Source organism: Paenibacillus lycopersici, assembly GCF_010119935.1.
Lineage (GTDB): Bacteria > Bacillota > Bacilli > Paenibacillales > Paenibacillaceae > Paenibacillus_Z > Paenibacillus_Z lycopersici.
This window is the reverse complement of sequence record NZ_CP048209.1, coordinates 6,464,594-6,486,026: the sequence shown is the minus strand read 5'-3', so window position 1 is coordinate 6,486,026 and position 21,433 is coordinate 6,464,594. Positions and strand designations below refer to the sequence as shown.

General features: G+C 56.0%; 15 protein-coding genes. 14 read left to right on the top strand and 1 reads right to left on the bottom strand.

The features are described from left to right. The first annotated feature begins 134 nt into the window (after positions 1-134). The 7 genes from spoIID (at position 135) to GXP70_RS28365 (ending at position 6,125) form a co-directional block, all read left to right on the top strand. A complete protein-coding gene (gene spoIID / locus GXP70_RS28395) occupies positions 135-1,346 on the top strand; it encodes a stage II sporulation protein D (RefSeq protein WP_162360037.1) in 1,212 nt (403 codons plus the stop codon). A 179-nt stretch (positions 1,347-1,525) separates the two neighbouring features. Continuing rightward, positions 1,526-2,191 (top strand): M23 family metallopeptidase, encoded by a 666-nt coding sequence (locus GXP70_RS28390; protein ID WP_225442591.1) that lies wholly within the window; start codon positions 1,526-1,528, stop codon positions 2,189-2,191. A 187-nt stretch (positions 2,192-2,378) separates the two neighbouring features. Next, positions 2,379-2,666 (top strand): sporulation transcriptional regulator SpoIIID, encoded by a 288-nt coding sequence (gene spoIIID / locus GXP70_RS28385; RefSeq protein WP_090575384.1) that lies wholly within the window; start codon positions 2,379-2,381, stop codon positions 2,664-2,666. A gap of 104 nt (positions 2,667-2,770) precedes the next feature. After that, a complete protein-coding gene (gene mreB, locus GXP70_RS28380) occupies positions 2,771-3,778 on the top strand; it encodes a rod shape-determining protein MreB (protein WP_162360033.1) in 1,008 nt (335 codons plus the stop codon). A 192-nt stretch (positions 3,779-3,970) separates the two neighbouring features. Next, positions 3,971-4,837: a flagellar hook-basal body protein gene (locus GXP70_RS28375; RefSeq protein WP_162360031.1), complete on the top strand. Its 867-nt coding sequence runs from the start codon at positions 3,971-3,973 to the stop codon at positions 4,835-4,837. 101 nt (positions 4,838-4,938) lie between these two features. Further along, positions 4,939-5,760: a flagellar hook-basal body protein gene (locus GXP70_RS28370; RefSeq protein WP_162360025.1), complete on the top strand. Its 822-nt coding sequence runs from the start codon at positions 4,939-4,941 to the stop codon at positions 5,758-5,760. Positions 5,761-5,777: 17 nt separating this feature from the next. Next, positions 5,778-6,125, top strand: a complete 348-nt coding sequence (locus tag GXP70_RS28365; RefSeq protein ID WP_225442590.1) for a DNA-directed RNA polymerase subunit beta — start codon at positions 5,778-5,780, stop codon at positions 6,123-6,125. Between the two features lie 180 nt (positions 6,126-6,305). Here GXP70_RS28365 and GXP70_RS28360 read toward each other — a convergent pair whose 3' ends face one another. Beyond that, positions 6,306-8,495, bottom strand: a complete 2,190-nt coding sequence (locus GXP70_RS28360) for an Ig-like domain-containing protein (protein ID WP_162360024.1) — start codon at positions 8,493-8,495, stop codon at positions 6,306-6,308. Positions 8,496-8,922: 427 nt separating this feature from the next. On the opposite strand from GXP70_RS28360, the gene GXP70_RS28355 reads away from it, so the two are divergent. From GXP70_RS28355 to GXP70_RS28325, 7 genes are all read left to right on the top strand, one after another. Then, positions 8,923-9,504: a CDP-alcohol phosphatidyltransferase family protein gene (locus GXP70_RS28355; RefSeq protein WP_162360023.1), complete on the top strand. Its 582-nt coding sequence runs from the start codon at positions 8,923-8,925 to the stop codon at positions 9,502-9,504. 156 nt (positions 9,505-9,660) lie between these two features. Further along, complete coding sequence (gene fabZ, locus GXP70_RS28350) at positions 9,661-10,092, top strand: 3-hydroxyacyl-ACP dehydratase FabZ (protein WP_162360022.1); 432 nt, start codon at positions 9,661-9,663, stop codon at positions 10,090-10,092. Between the two features lie 176 nt (positions 10,093-10,268). Continuing rightward, the gene (locus tag GXP70_RS28345; protein ID WP_162360727.1) at positions 10,269-11,975 is read left to right on the top strand and encodes a phospho-sugar mutase; all 1,707 of its coding nucleotides are present in this window, start codon (positions 10,269-10,271) and stop codon (positions 11,973-11,975) included. Positions 11,976-12,038: 63 nt separating this feature from the next. Then, on the top strand, positions 12,039-14,150 hold the full coding sequence (locus tag GXP70_RS28340; RefSeq protein WP_162360021.1) for a DUF5693 family protein: 2,112 nt from the start codon (positions 12,039-12,041) through the stop codon (positions 14,148-14,150). After that, on the top strand, positions 14,099-15,265 hold the full coding sequence (gene csaB, locus GXP70_RS28335) for a polysaccharide pyruvyl transferase CsaB (RefSeq protein WP_162360020.1): 1,167 nt from the start codon (positions 14,099-14,101) through the stop codon (positions 15,263-15,265). The genes GXP70_RS28340 and csaB overlap by 52 nt, the downstream gene beginning before the upstream one ends. A gap of 306 nt (positions 15,266-15,571) precedes the next feature. Then, the gene (locus tag GXP70_RS28330) at positions 15,572-16,705 is read left to right on the top strand and encodes a glycosyltransferase family 4 protein (RefSeq protein WP_162360019.1); all 1,134 of its coding nucleotides are present in this window, start codon (positions 15,572-15,574) and stop codon (positions 16,703-16,705) included. 181 nt (positions 16,706-16,886) lie between these two features. Then, entirely contained in the window at positions 16,887-21,092 is a 4,206-nt protein-coding gene (locus GXP70_RS28325) for an S-layer homology domain-containing protein (protein ID WP_162360018.1), read from the top strand. Positions 21,093-21,433 lie beyond the last annotated feature (341 nt).

Genomic DNA, 21,433 nt, shown 5'->3' with positions numbered 1-21,433 from the left:
ATGCGTTTAGAGTTTGATAACCTGAGCCTGATTCCCGGTACTATCCTATCTTTTCGATTCATAGACTGTCATAGGGTCAAGTCCGAAACAGAGAATCGAAGATCCGAATACCACGGCAGTGAAAGGAGTCGCGCATGAAGCGAGCGAGATGGAAGGTAGGACGTTCGTATCGCCGCCGGTTATGGTCAAGGGGCTGGTGGCTCGGGTTTGTGTGGGGACTGCTGCTCGTGCTTCTTGTGAAGGGAGCCGTGTATATGATGAAGCCGGAGAGGCCGGAGGCGAAGGGACCGGCCGCGAACGGGGCCGTCATGCAATCGGAATCGGCTCCTGCCGAGGCGGATAATATGGAATTGCCCCGAAAGGCCGTTAACGGCGCGGATGCCGCAGAGACGGGAGAAGCGGCAGGGAAAGACGCGGCGAACGACGGCGTGCAGGCCGCCTCGGGCTCCGCGGCGGACAAGCGGGAGCAGGCAGTCAGCGCGTATGACCGCCTGCGGGTGTCCGTCTATTTGACGGAGAAGAAGCGCATCGAGAAGCTGCCGATCGAGCTGTACGTGCGCGGCGTGCTGGCCGGGGAAATGCCGGTCGATTTCGAGCCGGAGGCGCTGAAGGCGCAAGCGATCGCGGCGAGAACGTTCATTTACCGGCGGCTGCTGACGGGCGATCAGACCGGCCTGACGGAGAGCGAGAAGGCGAAGGGCGCCGACGTGGACGATACGGTCATGACGCAGGCATACGTGCCGCTTGGCGAGCTTCTCGACCGCTGGAGCGGCGCGGAGAAGGAAGTGAAGCTGCAGAAGCTGAACGAGGCGGTCGAAGCGACCAAAGGGCTGATCGTCACGTATGAGGGCGAGCCGATTCAGGCTTCCTTCTTCTCGACGAGCAACGGCTACACGGAGAACGCCTCCGACTATTGGAACGTCGACCTGCCTTATCTGCGCAGCGTGGCGAGTCCGTGGGACAAGACGCTCTCGCCGAGGTACGAAGAGCAGGTCACGCTGAAGCTGAAGGATGTCGGAAAGAAGCTTGGCGTGAAGACGGCCGAGGTCCGCGGCATGCGCGTGCTCGATACGACGGCGGGCGACCGGGTGAAGGCGGTTCGGGTCGGCGGCGAAACTTTCACCGGCAGGGAGATTCGCGAGAGGCTGTCTCTCGCATCCTCCGATTTCACGTGGTCGATCGACGGGAACGAGGTGACGTTCGCGACGAAAGGCTACGGGCACGGCGTCGGCATGAGCCAGTGGGGCGCGGACGGCATGGCCGAGAACGGCGCAACGGCGCGGGAAATCCTGGCGCATTACTATACCGGCACGAAGCTCGAGACGGCCTCCGGCATACTAGACTAGCTTCCAAGACTTGAAATCTCAAAAAATGTAAATCCCTCACGTATAAACTGCTAGGTTTCGGCAACAATGGCTAGTGAGGTGATCGAACAATGAGTGATAACAAATCAAAGTTCAATGAAGAGTCTCCTAAAAATGTAGTAGGAGGCAAAGCCGTCAAACCGTCTGCGTGGAGAAAACTGATGGCAAAGAAATGGGCAGCACCATCAGCATTTTTGGCCGCGGCAGCAATCATCGTAACCTTAATGTGGCTCTATGGGGGAGCTGGGGAAACATCGGACAAACCGGCCAGCACAACCGTAGACGCTACGCAAGGGGTAACGGATGAGCAGACGCAAGACGAAGTAACGCCGTCGGATAATGACAAAATGATCGCCAAATCGGAAGGCGAGCTTATGCAATGGCCTGCCGACAAGAGCCAGCTGGATGTCGTGGCGCCATACTACGACGTGCAGTCCAGCAGCGAGACCCGCGCAGCGGCGCTGATTCAAACGTACGACAACAAGTTCATCCCGAACATGGGGATCGACCTTGGCAAGAACGACGTGGCGTTCGACGTGAAAGCGGCGCTGAGCGGCGTGGTCACGGTAGCCGAGAAAAATCCGATCAACGGCAACGTGGTTCAAATCAAGCATGCCAACGGGCTTGTAACGGTGTACAACAGCTTGAGCAACGTTCAGGTTAAAGTCGGTCAAGACGTGAAGCAAGGCGACGTCATCGCGAAAGCGGGACGGGACGAGCTGGAGAAGGATCTCGGCGTCCACCTGCACTTCGAAGTGCGCAAGGACGGCAAGCCGATGAATCCGCAGGCGCTGATCGAAGCGGCCGCGAGCACGGAAGCACAATAATACCGGCAAGGCGGCATAGGCCGCGAAACCTTACGAAGGCAGGGATCTCCTGCCTTCTTTTTTTGCGTTTGGAGGGCCCGTTTGAAAATATTTGCAGTTCTTGGGCTTGTCACGCTTGGACACAAAGAATATCTACCCAGACCCCTCATATACTGTACCAAACTATCTCGAGTAGGGAGGCGGGAGCGTGCACGATTACATCAAAGAACGGACCATAAAAATCGGCCGTTGCATCGTCGAGACGAAGCACACGGTGCGGACGATCGCTAAAGAATTTGGCGTCTCCAAAAGCACGGTGCACAAGGATTTGACCGAGCGATTGCCGGAGATAAATCCTGATTTGGCGGACCAGGTGAAGCATATTCTGGAATACCACAAATCGATCCGGCACCTGAGGGGAGGAGAAGCGACCAAAATCAAGTATAAAAAGAGCTCCGGACGCAAGCGCGAAGTGCTTGCGGCGGCAAAATCGTAAGCGATTTTTTCTACAAAAATAGAGGATTTTCGTTGATTTCAGCGAATACTATACTAGATGAGGATTGCACTCGACTATTATTCGCGCTGGAGGACTTAAGACGTATGCTTAGCAAGGACATTGGAATTGATTTGGGAACCGCGAACGTGTCCATTCACGTAAGAGGGAAGGGCGTCGTCTTGGATGAGCCTTCGGTCGTCGCGATCGAAAGCGAAACGAAACGCGTGCTTGCCGTCGGTGAAGAAGCGCATCGGATGGTAGGACGGACCCCTGGAAACATTATTGCCATCCGACCGCTTCGGGACGGCGTCATCGCCGATTTCGAGATAACGGAAATTATGTTGAAAGCCTTCATTGATCGCGTCGGCGGCCGTTCATGGTACAGCCGCCCGCGCATTCTTATTTGCGCGCCGACGAACATCACGTCGGTCGAGCAGAAGGCGATTCGCGAAGCCGCGGAGCGCAGCGGGGCGAAGGACGTTTTCCTGGAGGAGGAACCGAAAGCGGCCGCGATCGGCGCAGGCATGGACATTTATCAGCCTAGCGGGAACATGGTCGTCGATATCGGCGGCGGCACGACGGACGTTGCCGTGCTGTCGATGGGCGACGTCGTGACGGCCTCTTCGATTAAAGTCGCGGGGGACAAGTTCGACGAGGCAATCATGAAGTATATCAAGAGCAAGTACAAGCTCTTGATCGGGGAACGGACGAGCGAAGATATCAAGATCAAGATCGGCACCGTGTACGACAACGGGTTCCGCGACGAGATCGACATCCGCGGACGCGATATGGTGACGGGCTTGCCGCTTACGGTGACGATCTATTCGGACGAGGTGCGCGAAGCGCTCTGGGAGCCGGTATCGTCGATCGTATCGGCGGCCAAGTCCGTGCTGGAGCGGACGCCGCCGGAGTTGTCGGCGGACATCATCGACCGCGGCGTCATCCTGACGGGCGGCGGCGCGCTGCTGGGCGGTTTGGACGCGCTGTTGGCCGAAGAACTGAAGGTGCCGGTGCTGATTGCCGAAGATCCGATGCACTGCGTCGTGAAAGGGACAGGCCTCCTGCTGGATCACCTGGACCGCACGCCTCGCAGGGCGGATGCGAAGCGCTAGGCTCGATCGTGAGGAATAGACGGCAACCGATGTCCGTGTAGGACGCCATAGGGGGGCGTGCCGAGGGGCATTGGCTTTGCAGAATAGGTCTTAAGACATAGCAGCTGCCTATTCACCACTGAGCCGCGTTATCCGATATATACGATAGGTTTGTAAAGTTCGGATAATCGATACGCGCCGGGAGGATGCTCCATGTTAAGAGGTTTATACACCGCTGCGTCGGGAATGATTTCGCAGCAGAACAGACATGATACCATCACGAATAATATCGCCAATATTAATACGCCGGGCTATAAGCAGAAGTACGCGGTTACCCATTCCTTCCCGGATATGCTGCTTCACTTGACGGGCTCGCAGGATATCGATAACGGCAAGTCGGTCGGAAAGCTGAACACGGGCGTATTCGCCGAGGAGAGCCTGCAGATCAACCTGCAGGGCGACCTGATGCAGACGAACCAGTTCAGCGACTTTGCCATCGTGTCGGATATCGGCGTGCCGGGCGTGAATTTCGATTCTTCCGGCAAAGCGCTGACGGCGGACGGAGAGCTGATTTTCCAGCCGCAGGCGTTCTTTACGGTGCAGAACGGCGACGGCGAAACGCGGTATACGCGAGACGGCCAGTTCAAGCTGGACGAGCAGGGCTTCCTGACGCTGCCTGACGGCTCCCGCGTGCTCGGCACGAACGGCCAGCCGTTCCGGCTTCCGGCAGGCATGACCTTCAACGAGCTGACGCTCACGGGCGACAACCGCCTTGTGAATCCGGCAACCGGCCAAAGCGCGGGGCAGCTGCTCATAACGCGAGTGGACAATCCGAACAAGCTGGTGCGCGAGGGCGACGGCAAGTTCAAGCTCGCGGAGGGCGAGACGACAGCCCGTCCGATCACCGCGGACGATGGCGTCGAGGTGCGCCAAGGCTTCGTGGAACGTTCCAACGTAGACGCGTCGCAAGCGATGGTCGACCTGATGGCGGCGTCGAGAGCGTATGAAGCGAATCAGAAAGTCATTCAATTTTACGATAAAAGCATGGATAAAGCGGTTAACGAGATCGGACGCATTTAATTTCGCGTATAGGAACGCAGGGCAGGGGCCGGTCGTACTGATGCGCATCCTTAATGCGCATCCTAGTACTGCTCGCCTATGCAGCCAAGGAGGCTAACGGAATGAACGGCTCAATGATTAGCGCAATGGCGTCCATGAACGGACTGCAGCAGAAGCTGGATATGCTGGCCGACAATATTGCGAACGTGAATACGGTCGGCTACAAGCGGAAGGTCGGTACGTTCGAAGACCTGCTGACGACGCTGAAGCAGCAGCCCGAGGCGTTCAACCAGCCCGGACGGCTGACGCCGATGGGATTCAATCAAGGCTGGGGATCGCGGCTCACCATGGTGCAGCCCGATCTCTCGCAGGGACCGTTGCAGCAGACAGACCAGCCGTTCGACGTCGCCATCGAAGGCAATGCCCTGTTCCAGGTTCAAGTCGACAACGACGGACATCTCGGCTACACGCGCGGCGGTTCGTTCCAGACGAGCTTTACCAGCAACGGCATCAACATCCTGACGACGAAAGAAGGCTATCCGGTATCGGGCATTAACGAGAAACCGATTGAAATCCCGGCCGAAATGCAAGCCGTCAGCATCGACAGCGCCGGCAATGTCATCGGTACGCTGCCGACAGGCGGCCTCATGACGCTAGGACAGCTCAAGCTTGTGCAGGTGGATAAGCCGGCGCTGCTCAATCAAGTCTCGGACAATCTATTCGCCATTGCCGACGGCATTCAGCCGAATGACGTGCTGCATGACGTAACGGCCAGTCCGGAATCGAAAATCGCCATTAAACAAGGATATTTGGAGCAATCCAACGTCGTCTTGGCCGACGAGATGACGGATTTGATCAGCGTGCAGCGGGCCTATCAGCTTAGCGCCAGAGCGTTGACGTCGAGCGATACGATGATGGGGCTCGCGAACAATTTGCGCGCATAGGAAATGAGTGAACGCTTATGGATTCAAAGAAAGAAACGGCTGCCGGCATGGAGAGCGTGACGTCCGCGGAACGCAGCCCTCTGCTCGGCGCTTCGGTTGCCGGCGATCCCGCGCGGAGAAAGGCTCAACAAGCCGAGCGGCCAGCGGCCGGAAAACAATCGAAGGCTGCCGCCCGCAAGAAGCGCCATCCCGCCGTGCGCGTCATTCGCTGGCTGCTGCTGAAGAGCATCGTGCCGATTCTATGCGTGCTCGCCGTCATTGGCGGCATGTACATCGGTTATGCGGTGCTTGGCAAACAGCCCGGGGATGAGATCTTCCAGGCAGAGACATGGAAGCATGTGTACGACCTCGTATTCGCCGATTGAGTGAGATCGGCTTGACGGCCTGCCCGGCTTGCGCCGGGCAGGTTTTTGTATTCTCTTGCCTGCCTGCGCGCGTCAGGTCGGACGCGCTCGCCTCGCCGGGACCGGGACCTGCGCCAAGAGAAAAGCCTGCGTTGCCGCCTTATGGGGCGGTTACGCAGGCTTTTTGTGCGGTGCCAACGGTTATTTGACGGATATGCGGATGGTCGCGGTCTTGCCGTTCACGGTAGCCCGGATGTTCGTCGAGCCTTTCGCGACGGCCGTGATCACGCCGTCCGCGACGGTGGCTACCCGGTTGTTGCCGGTCGTCCAGACGGCTGCCTTCGTCAGGTCTTCCGTACGTCCGCCTTCATAGGAGCCGGTCACTTTCACGGATTGCGCGTTCCCCGGCGCGAGCGCGAACGACTTGCTCGATGGGGTGACGGTTTTCAGCTTGCCGATGACGTCGATCGTAACGGAAACGGATTTGCCTTGATATTCCCCGGTCAGCTTGCCTGTGCCTTCTTTCAGCGTCTTCAAGGTGCCGTTCTTGATCGTGGCCAGCGTCTCCGGATCGATGGTCCAATTCATCTTGGAAGCCAGGGAGATGGTTTTGCCGCTCTTGTACACGCCTGTCGCCTTGAGCGTGGTGGAGCGTTCCGGACTGAAGACAAGCGATGTGTTGTCGATCGTGATCTTCGTAATTTCTTCTTCGATCGTGACGCGGATCGTCACGGATTTGCCAAGATACGTTGCCGTGAGGTTAGCGCTCGAAGCTTGAATGCCTTTCACGTTCGGCGCCTTCACGAGCAGGTTGGCCGATGAGCTCTTCCAGGTTACAAGCGAAGTGACGTCTTCTTCGTCGCCGGTGTCGTACGTCATCGTAATTGTCGGCAGCTTCGTGTCTTTGCCGATAATAACGGACAGATTGGCTTGGTCGGAAGTGAGCAGCAGCGGATGTTCATGGACATTCACGGCGAAGGAGATCGACTTGCCTTGAACGGTTGCGCTCAGCACCGCCGTTCCGGCCTTCTTCGCCGTCCATTTGTCGTCCACTTTATCGAAGACCGTCACGTTGCTGCTTGTCCAGCTCGTCAGGCTCGAGATATCCACCGAATCTCCGGCGAGCGTCGTTGCCGTTACCTTCGGAAGCGATACGTTGGCGTCGTCGACGAAGGCGTCGATGCTGTCCTTCGCGACGGACAAGGCGCTGATGGTTGGATACACCGTCACGTTGACCTGTTGGGAAACGCCCTTGTAGGTCGCCTTGATCACCGTGCTGCCTACGCCCTTCGGCGTCACGATGCCGTTGCCGTCCACTGTCGCCGCGAATACGTTGCTGGAGTTCCAAGCTGCCAAGGACGTTACGTTAACGGGATCGGCATCGGCATCCAGCACTTCGACCGTGAAGGCGATCGGCGCGGTTTTCAGCGTGATGTGCTGGTCGGCCTTCGGCGTGATGCGGAGCGCTTCGAATGCCGGCCGGACGACCACTGTCGCGCTGCTGCTTACGCCGAGGTAAGAGGCGGTAATCGTCGCGATGCCAACGCCGACAGGCGTTACGGCGCCGTCTTCGACGGTCGCGACCGCCGCGCTGCTCGTGGACCAGTTGATATCGCTCAGCACGCTGCTTGCGCCGCTGGACGTTACCGCGGTCGCCGTGAGCTGCTGGACAGGGCTGTCGAAGACGAACTCCAGCAGATCCGCGGTTGTTCCGTCCGCGCGGGTCAGCTTCAGCGACTTGTACGGCGAGGCTACGGTCAGCTTCACGGTGTCCGTTCTGCCTTTGTGCTTGGCGGTAATGGTCGTTTCCCCGGCTGCCGCCAGCGTCACTTTGCCGTCTTCGACGGTCGCGACATTCGCGTTGGAGCTGGACCAGGCCGCGTCCTCGGTAACGTCCTGATCGTCCGTGCCGCTTTTGGCCGCGATCAGGGTATAGTTCAATTTGTCGCCCAGCTGCACGTTAATCGCGGAATCGACGGCAGTGCCGGCACTCATGATCGTCACGCTGTCATATACATAATCAACGGTGACAGGCAGGGAAACTTTATAGCCTTGATAGGTCGCGCTGACCGTTGCGGTGCCTTTGGCCACCGCGGTCAGGAGACCGCTGGTTACTTTGACGACGGACGAGTTGGATGTCGTCCATGAGGCGTTCAACGTCACGTTCTTCTGGGACGTTGAACCGGAAATGGAGGCTACGACGTCGACCTGAAGCGCATCGTCCTCAATGTAAATGCGGGCCGTCGACGGGGCGTTGTCGAAGGAAATGCCTGTGACGACATCTTCCGCGTACGCAAAGCCGGCGAAAGACGAGAGCATGAAGACGATGGCCAGTAGAGCGGTAAGCCAAGGCCGGAATTTGACGGGAGCGGCGGATTTGTTCATGCGCATGCTGTTTCAATACCTCCAAAGACGTGAATTTTCTTCTTACTATGGAAGGAAACCGTTGTCGGACGTTTTCTTCCGCAGCGAGGGACGAACGCGGCATGCCGCCCGAGAAGCGGCTTCCTATTCATCTTGTCTTTATATTTAACGGTTCCGGCAGGCATAAATTGAAGGCATTGCGGGCAAACTGGCAAATTTAGTTAGGGTAAATCGGGTGGGGAGCGGCGGTTATCGCGGGTTTGACGCGGGTCGGCGAGGTTTTATTTTTTCCAGCGTAGCGTTATAATGGTTGAGAATGTCTGCAATCGAACGCCCCGGGAGATGAAGCTTCAGAGGCTTGACGCGCGCGCAACCAATCATCCGGAGACATTAGCTGTCAACCCGCCGTTCGTCGGCGGGGAACGACCCAATCCGGCAAGGAGGCGTAAGCGCAATGAATGTGCCCAATTTGCTCACTATGCTTCGGTTTGCGTTCATTCCCGTGTATGTGGCCATATTCGCTTCGGATTCCTCGAACCATATGATGTGGGCGTTCCTGATCATCGTTCTCGCGGGCGCGACGGATATCTTGGACGGATATTTGGCACGCAAGTACGGGCAGGTTACCCTGGTCGGCTCGATGCTGGATCCGCTTGCGGACAAGACGATGATGATCACCGTGATTATATCCCTGCTCGTGACGGGACATATTCCGTGGAGCGCGGGCGCGGCGATATTCATTCGGGATGCGGGCATGATCGTCGGTTCGGCGTACTTTCATTTTCGGGGCAAACGGACGGTCCCGGCCAATTGGATGGGCAAACTGACGACGATGCTGTACTATTTGGCACTCTGCTTTATCTTCTTCGAGGCTTCGTGGGCGCGTACTTATTTGTGGGGCGTCATCGTCTTCTCGTTCGTTACCTCTTTCATTTATATCGGGCTGTTCATGGCGCTGAACCGGGAAGGCAGGAAGGCGAAGCAGGACGTGCCGGCGGATGCGAACCGCGACGAGAATCCTGCGCGGCAGGCATAGCGTAAAAAGGAGATTGGCATGGGGCGCTTCTGCAAGCGGCCGCACGCACAACCTCCCTTATCTTAACCCACACGACTGCAGTTTCGTGTAGGATGGCATTATTGTGGCACAATAATAAGCAATTTATAACATGTATGACGAAAGGGAGTACGCAACATGCTCGATATTCGGCAAATCCAGGAAATCATTCCTCATCGGCCGCCGTTTCTGCTGGTCGACCGGATCCTTGAAGTAGAGGAGGGCAAGCGCGCGGTAGGGCTGAAGAACGTGACGATGAACGAACCATTCTTTACCGGTCATTTCCCGGCGTATCCGGTCATGCCGGGCGTGCTGATCGTGGAAGCGCTGGCGCAGGTCGGCACCGTGGCGATTCTGATGGTGGAAGCGAACCGCGGGAAGATCGGGTTCTTCGCCGGCATCGACAACTTCCGGTTCCGCGGGCAAGTGACGCCGGGCGACACGTTGATTCTCGAAGTCGAGATCACGCGTCTGAAAGGGCCGATCGGCAAGGGACAAGCTACCGCGAAGGTCGGCGAAAAAGTGGTGGCCGAAGGAGAGATTATGTTCGCGCTGAAGGATCCGGAATAAGCGGAGCTGAAAAGGCATTCGCCCTGCGGGAGGTTGAATTTCATCTACAAAGGCGACCACTTCGTTGTTCCGGCTCCGCACCTCCCTCCGGGCTCACTTTCAACCAAAACATATTCCGAAACCCTTGCTGCGCTTTACATAGTAGAGAAACAAAAAGAAACAAAACCATGGAGAGGATGCTGGAGATGAATCAATTGGCTGTTGAACGGTATGAGGCTTGGCTTGCCGATCCTTCTATCGACGCTGCGACGCGCGAAGAACTGGCTGCTCTTCGGGGGAACGAGAAGGAGATCGAGGATCGCTTCTATCGCGAGCTCGAATTCGGTACCGGCGGTCTTCGCGGCGTGATGGGAGCCGGAACGAACCGGTTGAACGTGTACACGGTCGGGAAAGCGACGCAAGGTCTGGCCAATTGGACGCTGGGCAAGTCGTCGCAGCCGTCCGTCGTCATCGCTCACGATTCGCGCAATAATTCGCCGGAGTTCGCTTTGGACGCCGCGCTCGTGCTGGCGGCTAACGGCGTGAAGGCTTATCTGTTCAAGTCGCTCCGTCCTACGCCGCAGTTGTCCTTCGCCGTGCGCGCGCTCGGCGCCGCGAGCGGCATCGTCATTACGGCCAGCCATAACCCGCCTGAATATAACGGTTACAAAGCCTACGGTTCCGACGGCTGCCAGCTCGTGCCGGCGGATGCGGAAGAAGTCATCGGCGCGATTCAAGCGGTGACTTCCTTCGATCAGGTGAAGCGCATCAGCCGCGAGGAAGCGGAAGCGCAAGGGCTGCTGCATTGGCTCGGCGACGAGGAAGACCGCGACTATATCCGTACGGTCGCCGCGCAAAGCTTGAACAGCGGCCTGCTCAAGGGCGGGCTCGGCAAAGACCTGACGGTCGTGTATACGCCTCTACATGGTTCGGGCAATATGCCCGTGCGCGAAGCGCTTGCCGAAGCGGGTTTATCGAATGTATATATCGTTCCGGAGCAGGAGCAGCCCGACGGTTATTTCAGCACCGTGAAATCGCCGAATCCGGAAGAGCGGGACGCTTTCGCGCTCGCGATCAAGCTGGGCCAAGAAGTGGGCGCGGACATCATCGTCGGCACCGATCCCGACTGCGACCGGATGGGCGCGGTCGTGCGCAATAACGATGGCGAATACGTCGTGCTGACGGGCAACCAGTCCGGTGCCATCATGGTCAACTATTTGCTCGGCACGCTGAAGGAACGCGGACAGCTGCCCGCGAACGGCGTCCTGGTCAAAACGATCGTGACGAGCGAAATGGGCGCCGACATCGCGGCTTCGTACGGGGTCAAGGTCGTCAATACGCTGACCGGCTTCAAGTACATCGGGGAGAAAATGACCCAGTACGAACGAAACGGCGAGCAGACCTTCCTCTTCGGCTACGAGGAAAGCTACGGCTATCTGGCCGGCACGTATGCGCGCGATAAAGACGCGGTCGTCGCGTCGCTGCTGATTTGCGAAGCGGCCGCTTACTATAAGTCGCAAGGCAAGACGTTGTACGACGTGCTGCTGGAGCTGTACGCGCAGTATGGCTTCTACTTGGAGCATCTGGAGTCCCGTACGCTGAAGGGCGTGGACGGGGTTCAGCAAATCGCGGGCATAATGCAGGATTGGCGCGCCAACCCGCCGGTCGAGGTAGCTGGCACGCGCGTAGCGCGGGTGCTTGATTATTTACCGGGCTTGGACGGCCTTCCGTCCGAGAACGTGCTGAAATATTTGCTGGAGGACGGCTCCTGGTTCTGCCTGCGTCCTTCGGGTACGGAACCCAAGATCAAAGTGTATTTCGCCGTGCGCGGCCAATCCTTGAGCAAGGCGAAGGATGCCATCGGCCTGCTGGCGAAGTCCGTTATGGAGCGCGTGGACAGCTAGGCATAAGCAGAAGCTTCCGGGCGGGGTCCGTCCCCGCCGGAAATACGTTAAGGAGTGGAAGTCGTGCGTCAGAACTGGCAGCATTGGAATCGCAGGGGCGTTGCGGTATTGTTCATCTTGGTCATTATCGGCATTATCGCGGCTCTGCCTGTAAGCGCGACGCGCTGGAAAATCGAGCGTTCGTCCAAGCAGGTCGACATTATTTTAGACTATCGCGATTTGATTCAGGTCGCGGCCTACAAGTCCCATCCGCAGCAATTCATCCAAGAGGAATTGGGCAAAATGAAAGCGGCCGGCATCGGCTCCATGGCCGTCTTCGAAATGACGCTGCAGGAGCTGAAATGGGGGGGACGCATCTCCCTGTACAGCTCGAACACGCTGAGCGATCTGCAAAGCACGCCGAACGACAAGGACGAGAACTACACGTACGTGCTGTTCAATTCCAAATCGGACGAGGACGCGCTGCGCCCTGTTATGGAAGAAACGTTTCAGCGTTGGGGCATCGCCGTATCCCCGTGGAGCTTCAAAGACAGCAACGGATTGAAGCTGGAGACGCCGCTCGAAGACGCGATGCTGAAATTGATGCCGCCTGACCCGGCCGCGATCCAAATGCTTCACGATGCCGGATTCGGCATTATCCCCCGCTTGTCGGACCGGATTCCGTATGACGCGGCCGAAGTGGACAAGATGCTGGAGATGTACCAGGCGATGGGCGTCAAGCGCATCTTGTTCGACGGCAGCTCGGTCAAGGGCTACGCGGACAATGCCGAGAAGAAGAGCCTTGCGGCGTTCGCCGACTCGCTGAACAGGCATGGAATCGGAATTACGACGATTGAGAACTCTAAGCCTCAGAACGGGCTGAGCACGCTTGCGTATCTGACCCATTATAATGTAGCTCGACTGTACTCGCTTCCGGCCAAGAGCGCGGCCGCGATGAAGCCGATCGATATCGCGGACCGGTTCCAGCTGGCGACGAAGGACCGGAGCATTCGCATGTTCTATATCCATGTCGCCGCTTCAAGCAGCTCGGTCAAGTCCATGATCACGGATCCGATGGAGAATATCTACAACTCGCTCCAAGGCCCGGACGGATTCCTGGCCAAGATGGACAAGCTTGGATTCAAGCCCGGCCCGGCCGAGCCGTTCGACTATACTTCGCCTTCATGGCAGAAGCCGCTTAAAGCGCTTGTTGCGCTTGGCGCTGTTGCTTTCATCGCGCTGCTGGTGCAAATGTTCCTGCCGGGCGTTGCGATCCCGGTGTTCCTCATCGGCCTGATCGGAAGCGCGGGACTGTACGTGCTGTCCAAATCGGTATTCGAGCAGGGGCTTGCGCTCGGAGCGGCCGTCAGCGCGCCGACATTGGCCGTCATCTGGGCGATTCGCCGCGTGCGTGCCCATACGGTCGGCAACCGCAGACCTGTCGGCGGCGCAAGCGATGCTGCCGCGGGACGCGCGTTCGGCGGTATCCGCTGGATCTTTCCGGGCATCAGCGCGGGACGCCGCTTCTTGATGGCGATCGCGATTTTCGCGACGGCTTCGCTCATTTCCTTGTGCGGCATTCCGTTCGTCGTCGGCCTGCTGAACAATATTACGTACAAGCTCGTGCTTGAACAATTCCGCGGCGTCGGCCTGCTGCACATGGCTCCGATCGCGCTGACCGCGCTGTATCTGCTGCTGTACACCGGCGATTCGGTCATCGGCAACATCAAGCGTTTCCTGAACATGCAGATCACGGTGCTGTGGGTCGCCGTTGCGGGGGTGCTTGGCGTCTTGGCCATGTATTACCTGTCCCGGACAGGCAATGAAGGCTCCGCTTCGTCGCTCGAGCTGACGTTCCGCAATTTCCTGGAGAACACGTTCGGCGTGCGGCCCCGCACGAAGGAATTCCTGCTGTCGCATCCGCTGTTCTTCGCCGGCCTGTTCGTGGCGCTTCGTTATCGCGCGGCGTGGGTATTCTTCATTGTAGGTTCGATCGGGCAGCTGTCCATGGTGGACACGTTCGCTCACATTCATACGCCGCTTCAAATTTCCTTGATCCGCGATCTGCTCGGCCTTGCGCTCGGCGCGTTGATCGGACTTGTGCTGATGGGCGTCTGGCAGGTGGTGGAAGGAGCTTGGATACGATGGGCACCGCAGTTCAAGAAGGCCAAAACCAATTTCAAATCCGGCGCGTAGTCCTATCCGGTTATTACGGCTTCCGCAACAGCGGCGACGAAGCGGTGTTGAAATCGATTCTGTTCGCGCTGGCGGAAGAAGGCAAGCGGCAAGGCGTCACGATCGTGCCGGTCGTGCTTTCGGGCGATCCGTCCTGGACGACGGAGATGTACGGCGTGGAGGCCGTGCACCGGATGAAGCTCGGCGAGGTCGTTCGCGCGCTTCGGGGCAGCCACGGCTTGATCAGCGGCGGCGGCAGCCTGCTGCAGGATGCGACGGGCGCCGCGACGATCCCGTATTATACGGGCGTCATTAAGCTGGCGCAGCTGCTCCGCAAGCCGACGTTCATCTACGCGCAGGGCATCGGCCCCGTCAATCGGCGGTGGATGGACCCGCTGATTCGCGGCGTCATGCGGCGCAGCGCGTACTTGTCCGTGCGCGACGCGGAATCCGCCGAGCTGCTCGGGCGGATGGGCGTTCCGCGCGACCGGATCGAGGTTGTGCCCGATCCGGTCATGGCGCTGCCGCTGCCGGCAGCGCAGCCGCTTGCCGGCGGCGCAGCCGCGCCGGCGGCAGCGGGGGGGGCTGTGCCGCCGCTGCCGCCGGTGGTCGGCGTGTCCTTGCGGCATTGGCGCAAGGACGGGGCCGACCTGGCGCGCGCCGCCGCCGCGCTTGGCGCGCTGGCCCGCAGCCGGGCGGTGCGGCTGCGGTTCCTCCCGTTCCACACCCCCTCGGACGCGGAAGCGTCCCGGCGGGTGATGGAACAATTGGGCGATCTCGGCGAGAGCACCGCCGAGATCGCGTCGCCGGGCGACGACCCGCAGGCGATGCTGCTGGAAGTCAGCCGGTGCGATGCGCTGTTCGGCATGCGCCTGCACGCGCTCATCTATGCGGCGAACCTGTCCGTGCCGTTGGTAGGGCTATCGTACGACCCCAAGATCGATCAGTTCTTGAACCGGCTCGGATTGAAGCCGGTCGGAACGACGGAGACGCTCGACCCGTCATCGTTTACGGCCGCGATGGGGCGGCTGCTGGACGACCCGGCCGGCTGGCGCGCGGAACATGGCGCAGCCATTGAGCGGCTGAAACGCGAAGCGCGCAACCCCGCGAAACAAATCGTTGCGAAATTGCGTTAATCTAGGTATAGAAGCTGCCGTGCAGCCGCTCCAAGGTGTTCTCGGGAACAAGGACGTATTCGTTTCGCCTCATGCACGGGCGGCACGCCGCCAGAGTAACGGCAACAGCCGTTTCACCTCGGACATGTAGTTATGCGGCCGAAAAATGAAGCGAAAGCGCTGTGAGCGAAAGAAATGACGCAAAACCATGCCCAAGCACTCGAAATAACCGTATATTTCGTGAAAATTGCTTGAAAATGAGAGTGGAGATTCTTTTTCAAACAGCGTATAATTCTATCCGGCGATAGCTATGAAAGGGAGATGGAAATGAGTCACGTCGTTCTCTATACAGCCGCATTTATAATTTCATTATGCCTTGCATTGGCGCTCACCCCGTTTGTGATCAAGCTTGCTTACAAGATCGGGGCGATCGATAAACCGAATCATCGAAAAGTTCATACGAGAATCATGCCGCGCCTTGGCGGCTTGGGAATATACGCCGCATTCATCGGCGCCTACTTCGTCATTCAACCGTTTATTCCGGAAGGGCTCTTCCGCAGCTACGATAAGAATCTCATTAACGCCATGATCGCCGGCGGCTCCATTATCGTCGTGATCGGCGTGCTGGACGACCGTTTCGAATTGTCGGCGAAAGTGAAGCTGCTCGGGCAGATCCTCGCCGCGTGCGTCGTCGTCTTCGGCTTCGGCGTCAAGATCGACTTGCTGAACATTCCGTTCGGCGAAGCGATGCAGCCCGTTGCGTCCTGGATCAGCATTCCGCTCACGATCATTTGGATCGTCGGCGTAACCAATGCCATCAACCTGATCGACGGCTTGGACGGCCTGGCGGCAGGCGTATCGGGGATTGCCATTGCCACGATTCTGATTATGGCGGCGGTTATGGGTTTCGCGCCGGTTATCTTGCTGAGCGCGCTGCTTCTTGGCGGCGTTATCGGTTTCCTGGTGTTCAACTTCCACCCGGCCAAGATTTTCATGGGCGATACCGGATCGCTCTTCCTGGGCTTCGGCCTTGCGACGCTGTCCATGCTCGGCTTCAAACAGGTGACAATGGTCTCGTTCGTGACGCCGCTGCTTATTATCGGCGTGCCGCTGTCGGATACGTTCTTCGCGATCGTGCGCCGCTGGATCAACAAGAAACCGATCTTCGCGCCGGACAAAGGCCATCTGCATCACTGCCTTCGCGAACTCGGCTTCAGTCACCGCAAGACGGTATTGATCATCTACGCGATTGCGGCGTTCTTCGGACTATGCGCGGTGCTGCAATCGACCATCGTACAGTCGGACGCGGCCAACTGGATCACGTTCGGCGTCATTCTGGTGCTGGTGTTCTTCCTCCAGATCGGCGCGGAGCTGATCGGCATCGTCGACAAGTCCCGTCGCCCGCTCATCAGCTTCCTGCAGCGTTTGCTGGTGCGGACCGAGCAATCACGCTCGAAATAATATCTTATGAGCAGTCGTTTTTGAAGCTTCGCCTCCCGTTATGGAGGCGAAGCTTTTTTAATTTCCGCCGCCATATGCACCCAGTTTTTTCATGGTTTGACTAAACTTTTGCCGGCGCATCGCCGATAACAAAGATACATCAAACTATGACATGGATTGGACTGAGTGGAGGAGGCTTATTGTGATTAAGAAATTAGGCACCTTGTTTATTTTGCTTGCTTTAGTGATTCAATTGGTACCCGCAGGCAAGGCTGAAATCGTTCGCGCCGCGTCCGGGACGACGGGGAATTTCACGTTCCCTAATGAGTATGACACAAGTGACAAGGCCCGTGTTACGACGGATGAGAAAGTAACGTTGAAAGGCACCATCAGTAATGTGGATCCCAAGTCGATTTCGTACAGCGTGTATCAGATTGTCGATCCTGCCAACGAGAACAATGTTGCCAATAAACGCGAGAACCTCACCAGCAATATTTCGGTGAGCGGGTTTAGTTTGCAAGTGTTCAATATTCAACTGTTCCCGGGCTTGAACAAAATCACGTTCAAAGGCACGATGGGCGGAGGAGAAGTAACGAATTCGATCTACATTGATTATCATAACGGCCCGATGCTGTATAATTTGACAGCTAGCCTGGACGGTAACAACTTCCCGATCGTGGAGGGCGATACAACCGTTGTTCAGTCCCAGACATCACGCGGTCGGACCAAGGCGGACATCAGTATTACAGGTAACGCGCCGAATGCGCAGCAAGTCTCGATTATCGTGAACGGAGCGAGCAAAACCTATGCGGTCAACAGCACCAATGACAATTCCTTTGCCGCAGCGCCGATTACGTTGCAACAGGGGAAGAACTTGGTGACAATTCGCATTAAGAACGGCACGCAAACGATCGAAACAACGCGCAATATCGCCTTCTATAATGGCAATGTTACGTTCTACGATGTGAATATCAATGAAGTCGATACCAACGATAATATATTGCAATCGGCTGCTCTAGAATACAGTCCAAGCTTCTCGTACGATACTGCCGCTAATAAATTGCTCATCACAGGTAGCGTTATCGTTCCGAATAGCCAATACGCAGATGTTGCGAACGGTCCGCTGAAGCCTCACCCTGATCCGCTTGATCCTTTGTCGGATATCCATTTGGCTGCATGGGTAAAAGAAGCTAGCTCCGCGTCGTATCCTGCGAACGGGCTGCTAACGCCGACGAATATTTCGATCGTTGGAAATCCGACGGTAAAGGATAGCTTTTTCATCTATTCCTTTGAGATTGATCCTACTGCTGGAGGTTCTTTTCATCTTGATCCGGAAAAGCTGTACAATTTTAAACTGCAAGCGCGTAACGAAGAGAATAAGCGTCTAAACCTCCTGACAGAGGTTGATCAATATACGGAAGGCTTGTATTTGACTCTGCATGATACGACGCAGCCTTTCGTCAGCCAGATCAATTATTTGCAAGGTTTCCAGCCGAATAATTATGCAAACCTTGAAGGGAAACCGTTAGATGGCTTGAGTATCTATGGTCTCCCGGTTGGCATTGAGCTGTTAATCGGAAATCCTTATAATGGGGCTACAGCATCCATTGGCGTTGAAATTAACACTAAACCTCTCAACGAAGGTACAGATTACGTAATTGCCGGCGATGATCCGAACTATTCTAAAAATATAAATGGAATACTTACGCCTTTCAGGCGAGTAGTGCTGCAATTCGATAGATTACCATTTGAGGGCACCCAGACAATTAAGGTAACCGTGGGATCCAACACCGGGTCCGCCAAGTTTACGATGATCTACGGACCCTACGTCAATTATAGGACAATCACGGACGGCATGACGGTGTACGATGACTCCACTTCTTCAACGAATGCCGGGGATATTGTTACTACGAAGCTGGGCAATTTCGAAGGCGAACTGCAAAATATCAATAACACGGCTGATATTTTGTATGATTCGGGAACAGCTGCGAGAACCGTTTACTTCTATGTAAATAACGTGCCGTTTCCACTGACGGAATACGGCGATGGAAATAAGGCTCATTTTATTCTGGATACTACAGTCCCTTCTACAAGTCCTGTTGTAGGTCGGACTATCATCGACGACATCTACGATGCAATGTTTAACGGCGAGAACATCATTCGCTTCGTGTTCCAGAGCGCCAACAATTCATATGAGAAAATAGTTAAAATTAATAAAGTGCCGACGAATCTACCGGTCATTCCGGCCCCGGATTTTGTAACGGAAGGGGTCTATCCGTTTACGTTCGATGCAATGGTTACCTCCCCGAAACCGATTTTGAACGATCCGAATTTTACGAAGAACGGCGGATTATATACTACGAAGGAACCGTTCATGAATGTGTACGGAACGTTCGACTTCATTGACTTAGGTACTGTACCGTCGAATATCGATCTGAGTTCGACGGACCCGAGTACTGCCGCGGCAGTCGCTGCAGCAAGAAATCAGGTCATAGCGACGATCGAAAGTAAATTGACGACGCTTGGAACGCATGCTTCAGATTACATGTTAGTAATAACAGGCGCATCGCTTGCAGAGCCAATCACTTGGGATCTTTCTCAGCCATTCCAGCTAGTGCAAGGGGATAAGGTGGTTGGTGCTTACAATCCGGATAATGTTAGCATTAGCGGCAATCTGGATGTTCGTTACGATCTTAATACGCAATCGTTCCAATTCCTGCTGAAGAATCAAGAATTGAACGCAGACGGAAGTTCCAGCGTATACTTGTTTAATGTGTACAACAGCGGCGCGACCGGCCCTAAGGCGACCTATCGCCTGGAAGTCGATCCGACAGTACTGCCATACAAAGTACTTCGTCCGTATTTGCCGGCCGAGGGTATTGTGAACAAGAACTTTATCGATGTCATCATCGATGCCAAAGGCGCGGACAAAGTGACGATTAACAAGCAAGCGGCAGAGAGGTTCAAGTATGACGCCGATAACAATCCCGATAATGGAGTCGAGTATCCGAATGCGTTTAAAGCGACCCTTTCGGGGCTAAAACCAGGCGTCAACAAAATCAGCTTTACGATTGAGAATGCATCGGACAAGGTAAGCGATTCCTTCGAGATAAAGTATGCGCCGACCAATATTCCAGGCGAACAATACTTGGACGTTATGAAGAACTCCAATAAAGTGTTTGAAGGGGCATTAACGCTGAGCTTCCCGAAGGGGACGACTCTGGTTCGCCGCGACTTCAATGATCCGAATAACTTGAAGGGGCAGGTGTTTACCGGTAACAAGCTGCTCTTCGCGATTGCCAATCCTGAGGACGGTGTTGTAGACCGTCGTGAATACGACAGCCCGCCGAAGAACTTCGACTTGATCATGCAGAACTTCGGCACGCGATTTAAAGTGTCGTTCCCGACACGGTTTTCGAAGTCCAGCCCAGTGTATTGGATCGATGGCGGTCTGGCTGACGATCTTAGTACGCCTAACTACGACCCGGTCACAATGGGTGTGGATCCATACCAATATCCGGGGAATGACTTTGGTCCGGGCGCGTCGGAAATTCCGACCTACGATCAACGTCCGCCCGAGCGTGAGCTTGTTGTATCCAAACGCGGCACGCTGACGCTGTCGTTCGATCCGAGCATCCGTAACGCGACAGGCACGATTGTGACGGTATTTCGTTACGATGTAGACAATAAGTTCTGGGTTAACATGGGCGGCGTCGTCGATACGAAGAAAAACACGATTACCGTTCCGTTTGACCAATTCGGTTATTATGTTGTCGGGAAGATGACATACTCGTTCTCCGATGTAACGGGACACCCATATGCGCGTAATTATATGGAAGCAGCATATTCCAAGGGACTTATGAATGCAGCTAACTTTGACGACTTCGGTGGAGACATGTACACGTCGCGCGGCGAATTCACGAGAATGATCGTTAAAGCGCTGGATATTCCGCTTAACTATGAACTAAGTAAGCCGCACTTCGATGATGTGCCGGCGATCGTCAATCCGGACGCGCTGTGGGATTATAGCTACATCGAGACGGCTGCAAGAGAAGGTATCATCAGAGGCACGCAGCCGCGTACATTCGAGCCGACGAAAGATCTCTCGCGTGGAGATGCAGCCGTATTCATTGCCCGCGCGCTCAACTTGAAGCTCGAGACGGATCCGGATAAGATTAATGCTCAGCTGCAGAAGACATTCAAAGATTATGCGGATATTGACTACTACGCCAGAGCCTCTGTACTCGCGATTGCCAAGAAAGGGTATATTCAAGGCTCGCCTGTAGACGCGAAGGATCCGAAGAAAGGCTACACGTACGAACCGAATTCCCGTTTGCTGCGTTCCGATGCGGCAATCATTATCGGCAAGATGCTGGCCGATCTGAAACGCCTGCCTAAACTGAACTAATTTGGATGACACAGGACTGCCTGGGAGAACCCCGGGCAGTTTTCTTTTTCCTGCATCGATTTCTAACGAATGCTAGAGTTCTCTTTACATGGGAAATGTTATCTATCGACGAAAATAGGACATACGTCATATAATAAGAACCGTGGAAGAGAAGTCGTCCTAGTACATAAGACTCATCGACAATTTCGTGGAAAACGTGTCGAGATACGCTTTAAAAAGTTTTTTAATCGACACCGCAACTTTTTCGAAACCGATGCGTTTAATTACATGAAGGTAACGACGAGAAAGCTTAACTAGCCTGTAATAGAGCATGGTATGATTTATCAAATTGCTCTTTACGC

Coding starts and splice junctions, on each gene's coding strand:
- spoIID (WP_162360037.1), top strand. CDS start 135: ATGAAGCGAGCGAGATGGAAGGTAGGACGTTCGTATCGCCGCCGGTTA.
- GXP70_RS28390 (WP_225442591.1), top strand. CDS start 1,526: ATGGCAAAGAAATGGGCAGCACCATCAGCATTTTTGGCCGCGGCAGCA.
- mreB (WP_162360033.1), top strand. CDS start 2,771: ATGCTTAGCAAGGACATTGGAATTGATTTGGGAACCGCGAACGTGTCC.
- GXP70_RS28375 (WP_162360031.1), top strand. CDS start 3,971: ATGTTAAGAGGTTTATACACCGCTGCGTCGGGAATGATTTCGCAGCAG.
- GXP70_RS28370 (WP_162360025.1), top strand. CDS start 4,939: ATGAACGGCTCAATGATTAGCGCAATGGCGTCCATGAACGGACTGCAG.
- GXP70_RS28365 (WP_225442590.1), top strand. CDS start 5,778: ATGGATTCAAAGAAAGAAACGGCTGCCGGCATGGAGAGCGTGACGTCC.
- GXP70_RS28360 (WP_162360024.1), bottom strand. CDS start 8,495: ATGCGCATGAACAAATCCGCCGCTCCCGTCAAATTCCGGCCTTGGCTT.
- GXP70_RS28355 (WP_162360023.1), top strand. CDS start 8,923: ATGAATGTGCCCAATTTGCTCACTATGCTTCGGTTTGCGTTCATTCCC.
- fabZ (WP_162360022.1), top strand. CDS start 9,661: ATGCTCGATATTCGGCAAATCCAGGAAATCATTCCTCATCGGCCGCCG.
- GXP70_RS28345 (WP_162360727.1), top strand. CDS start 10,269: ATGCTGGAGATGAATCAATTGGCTGTTGAACGGTATGAGGCTTGGCTT.
- csaB (WP_162360020.1), top strand. CDS start 14,099: ATGGGCACCGCAGTTCAAGAAGGCCAAAACCAATTTCAAATCCGGCGC.
- GXP70_RS28330 (WP_162360019.1), top strand. CDS start 15,572: ATGAGTCACGTCGTTCTCTATACAGCCGCATTTATAATTTCATTATGC.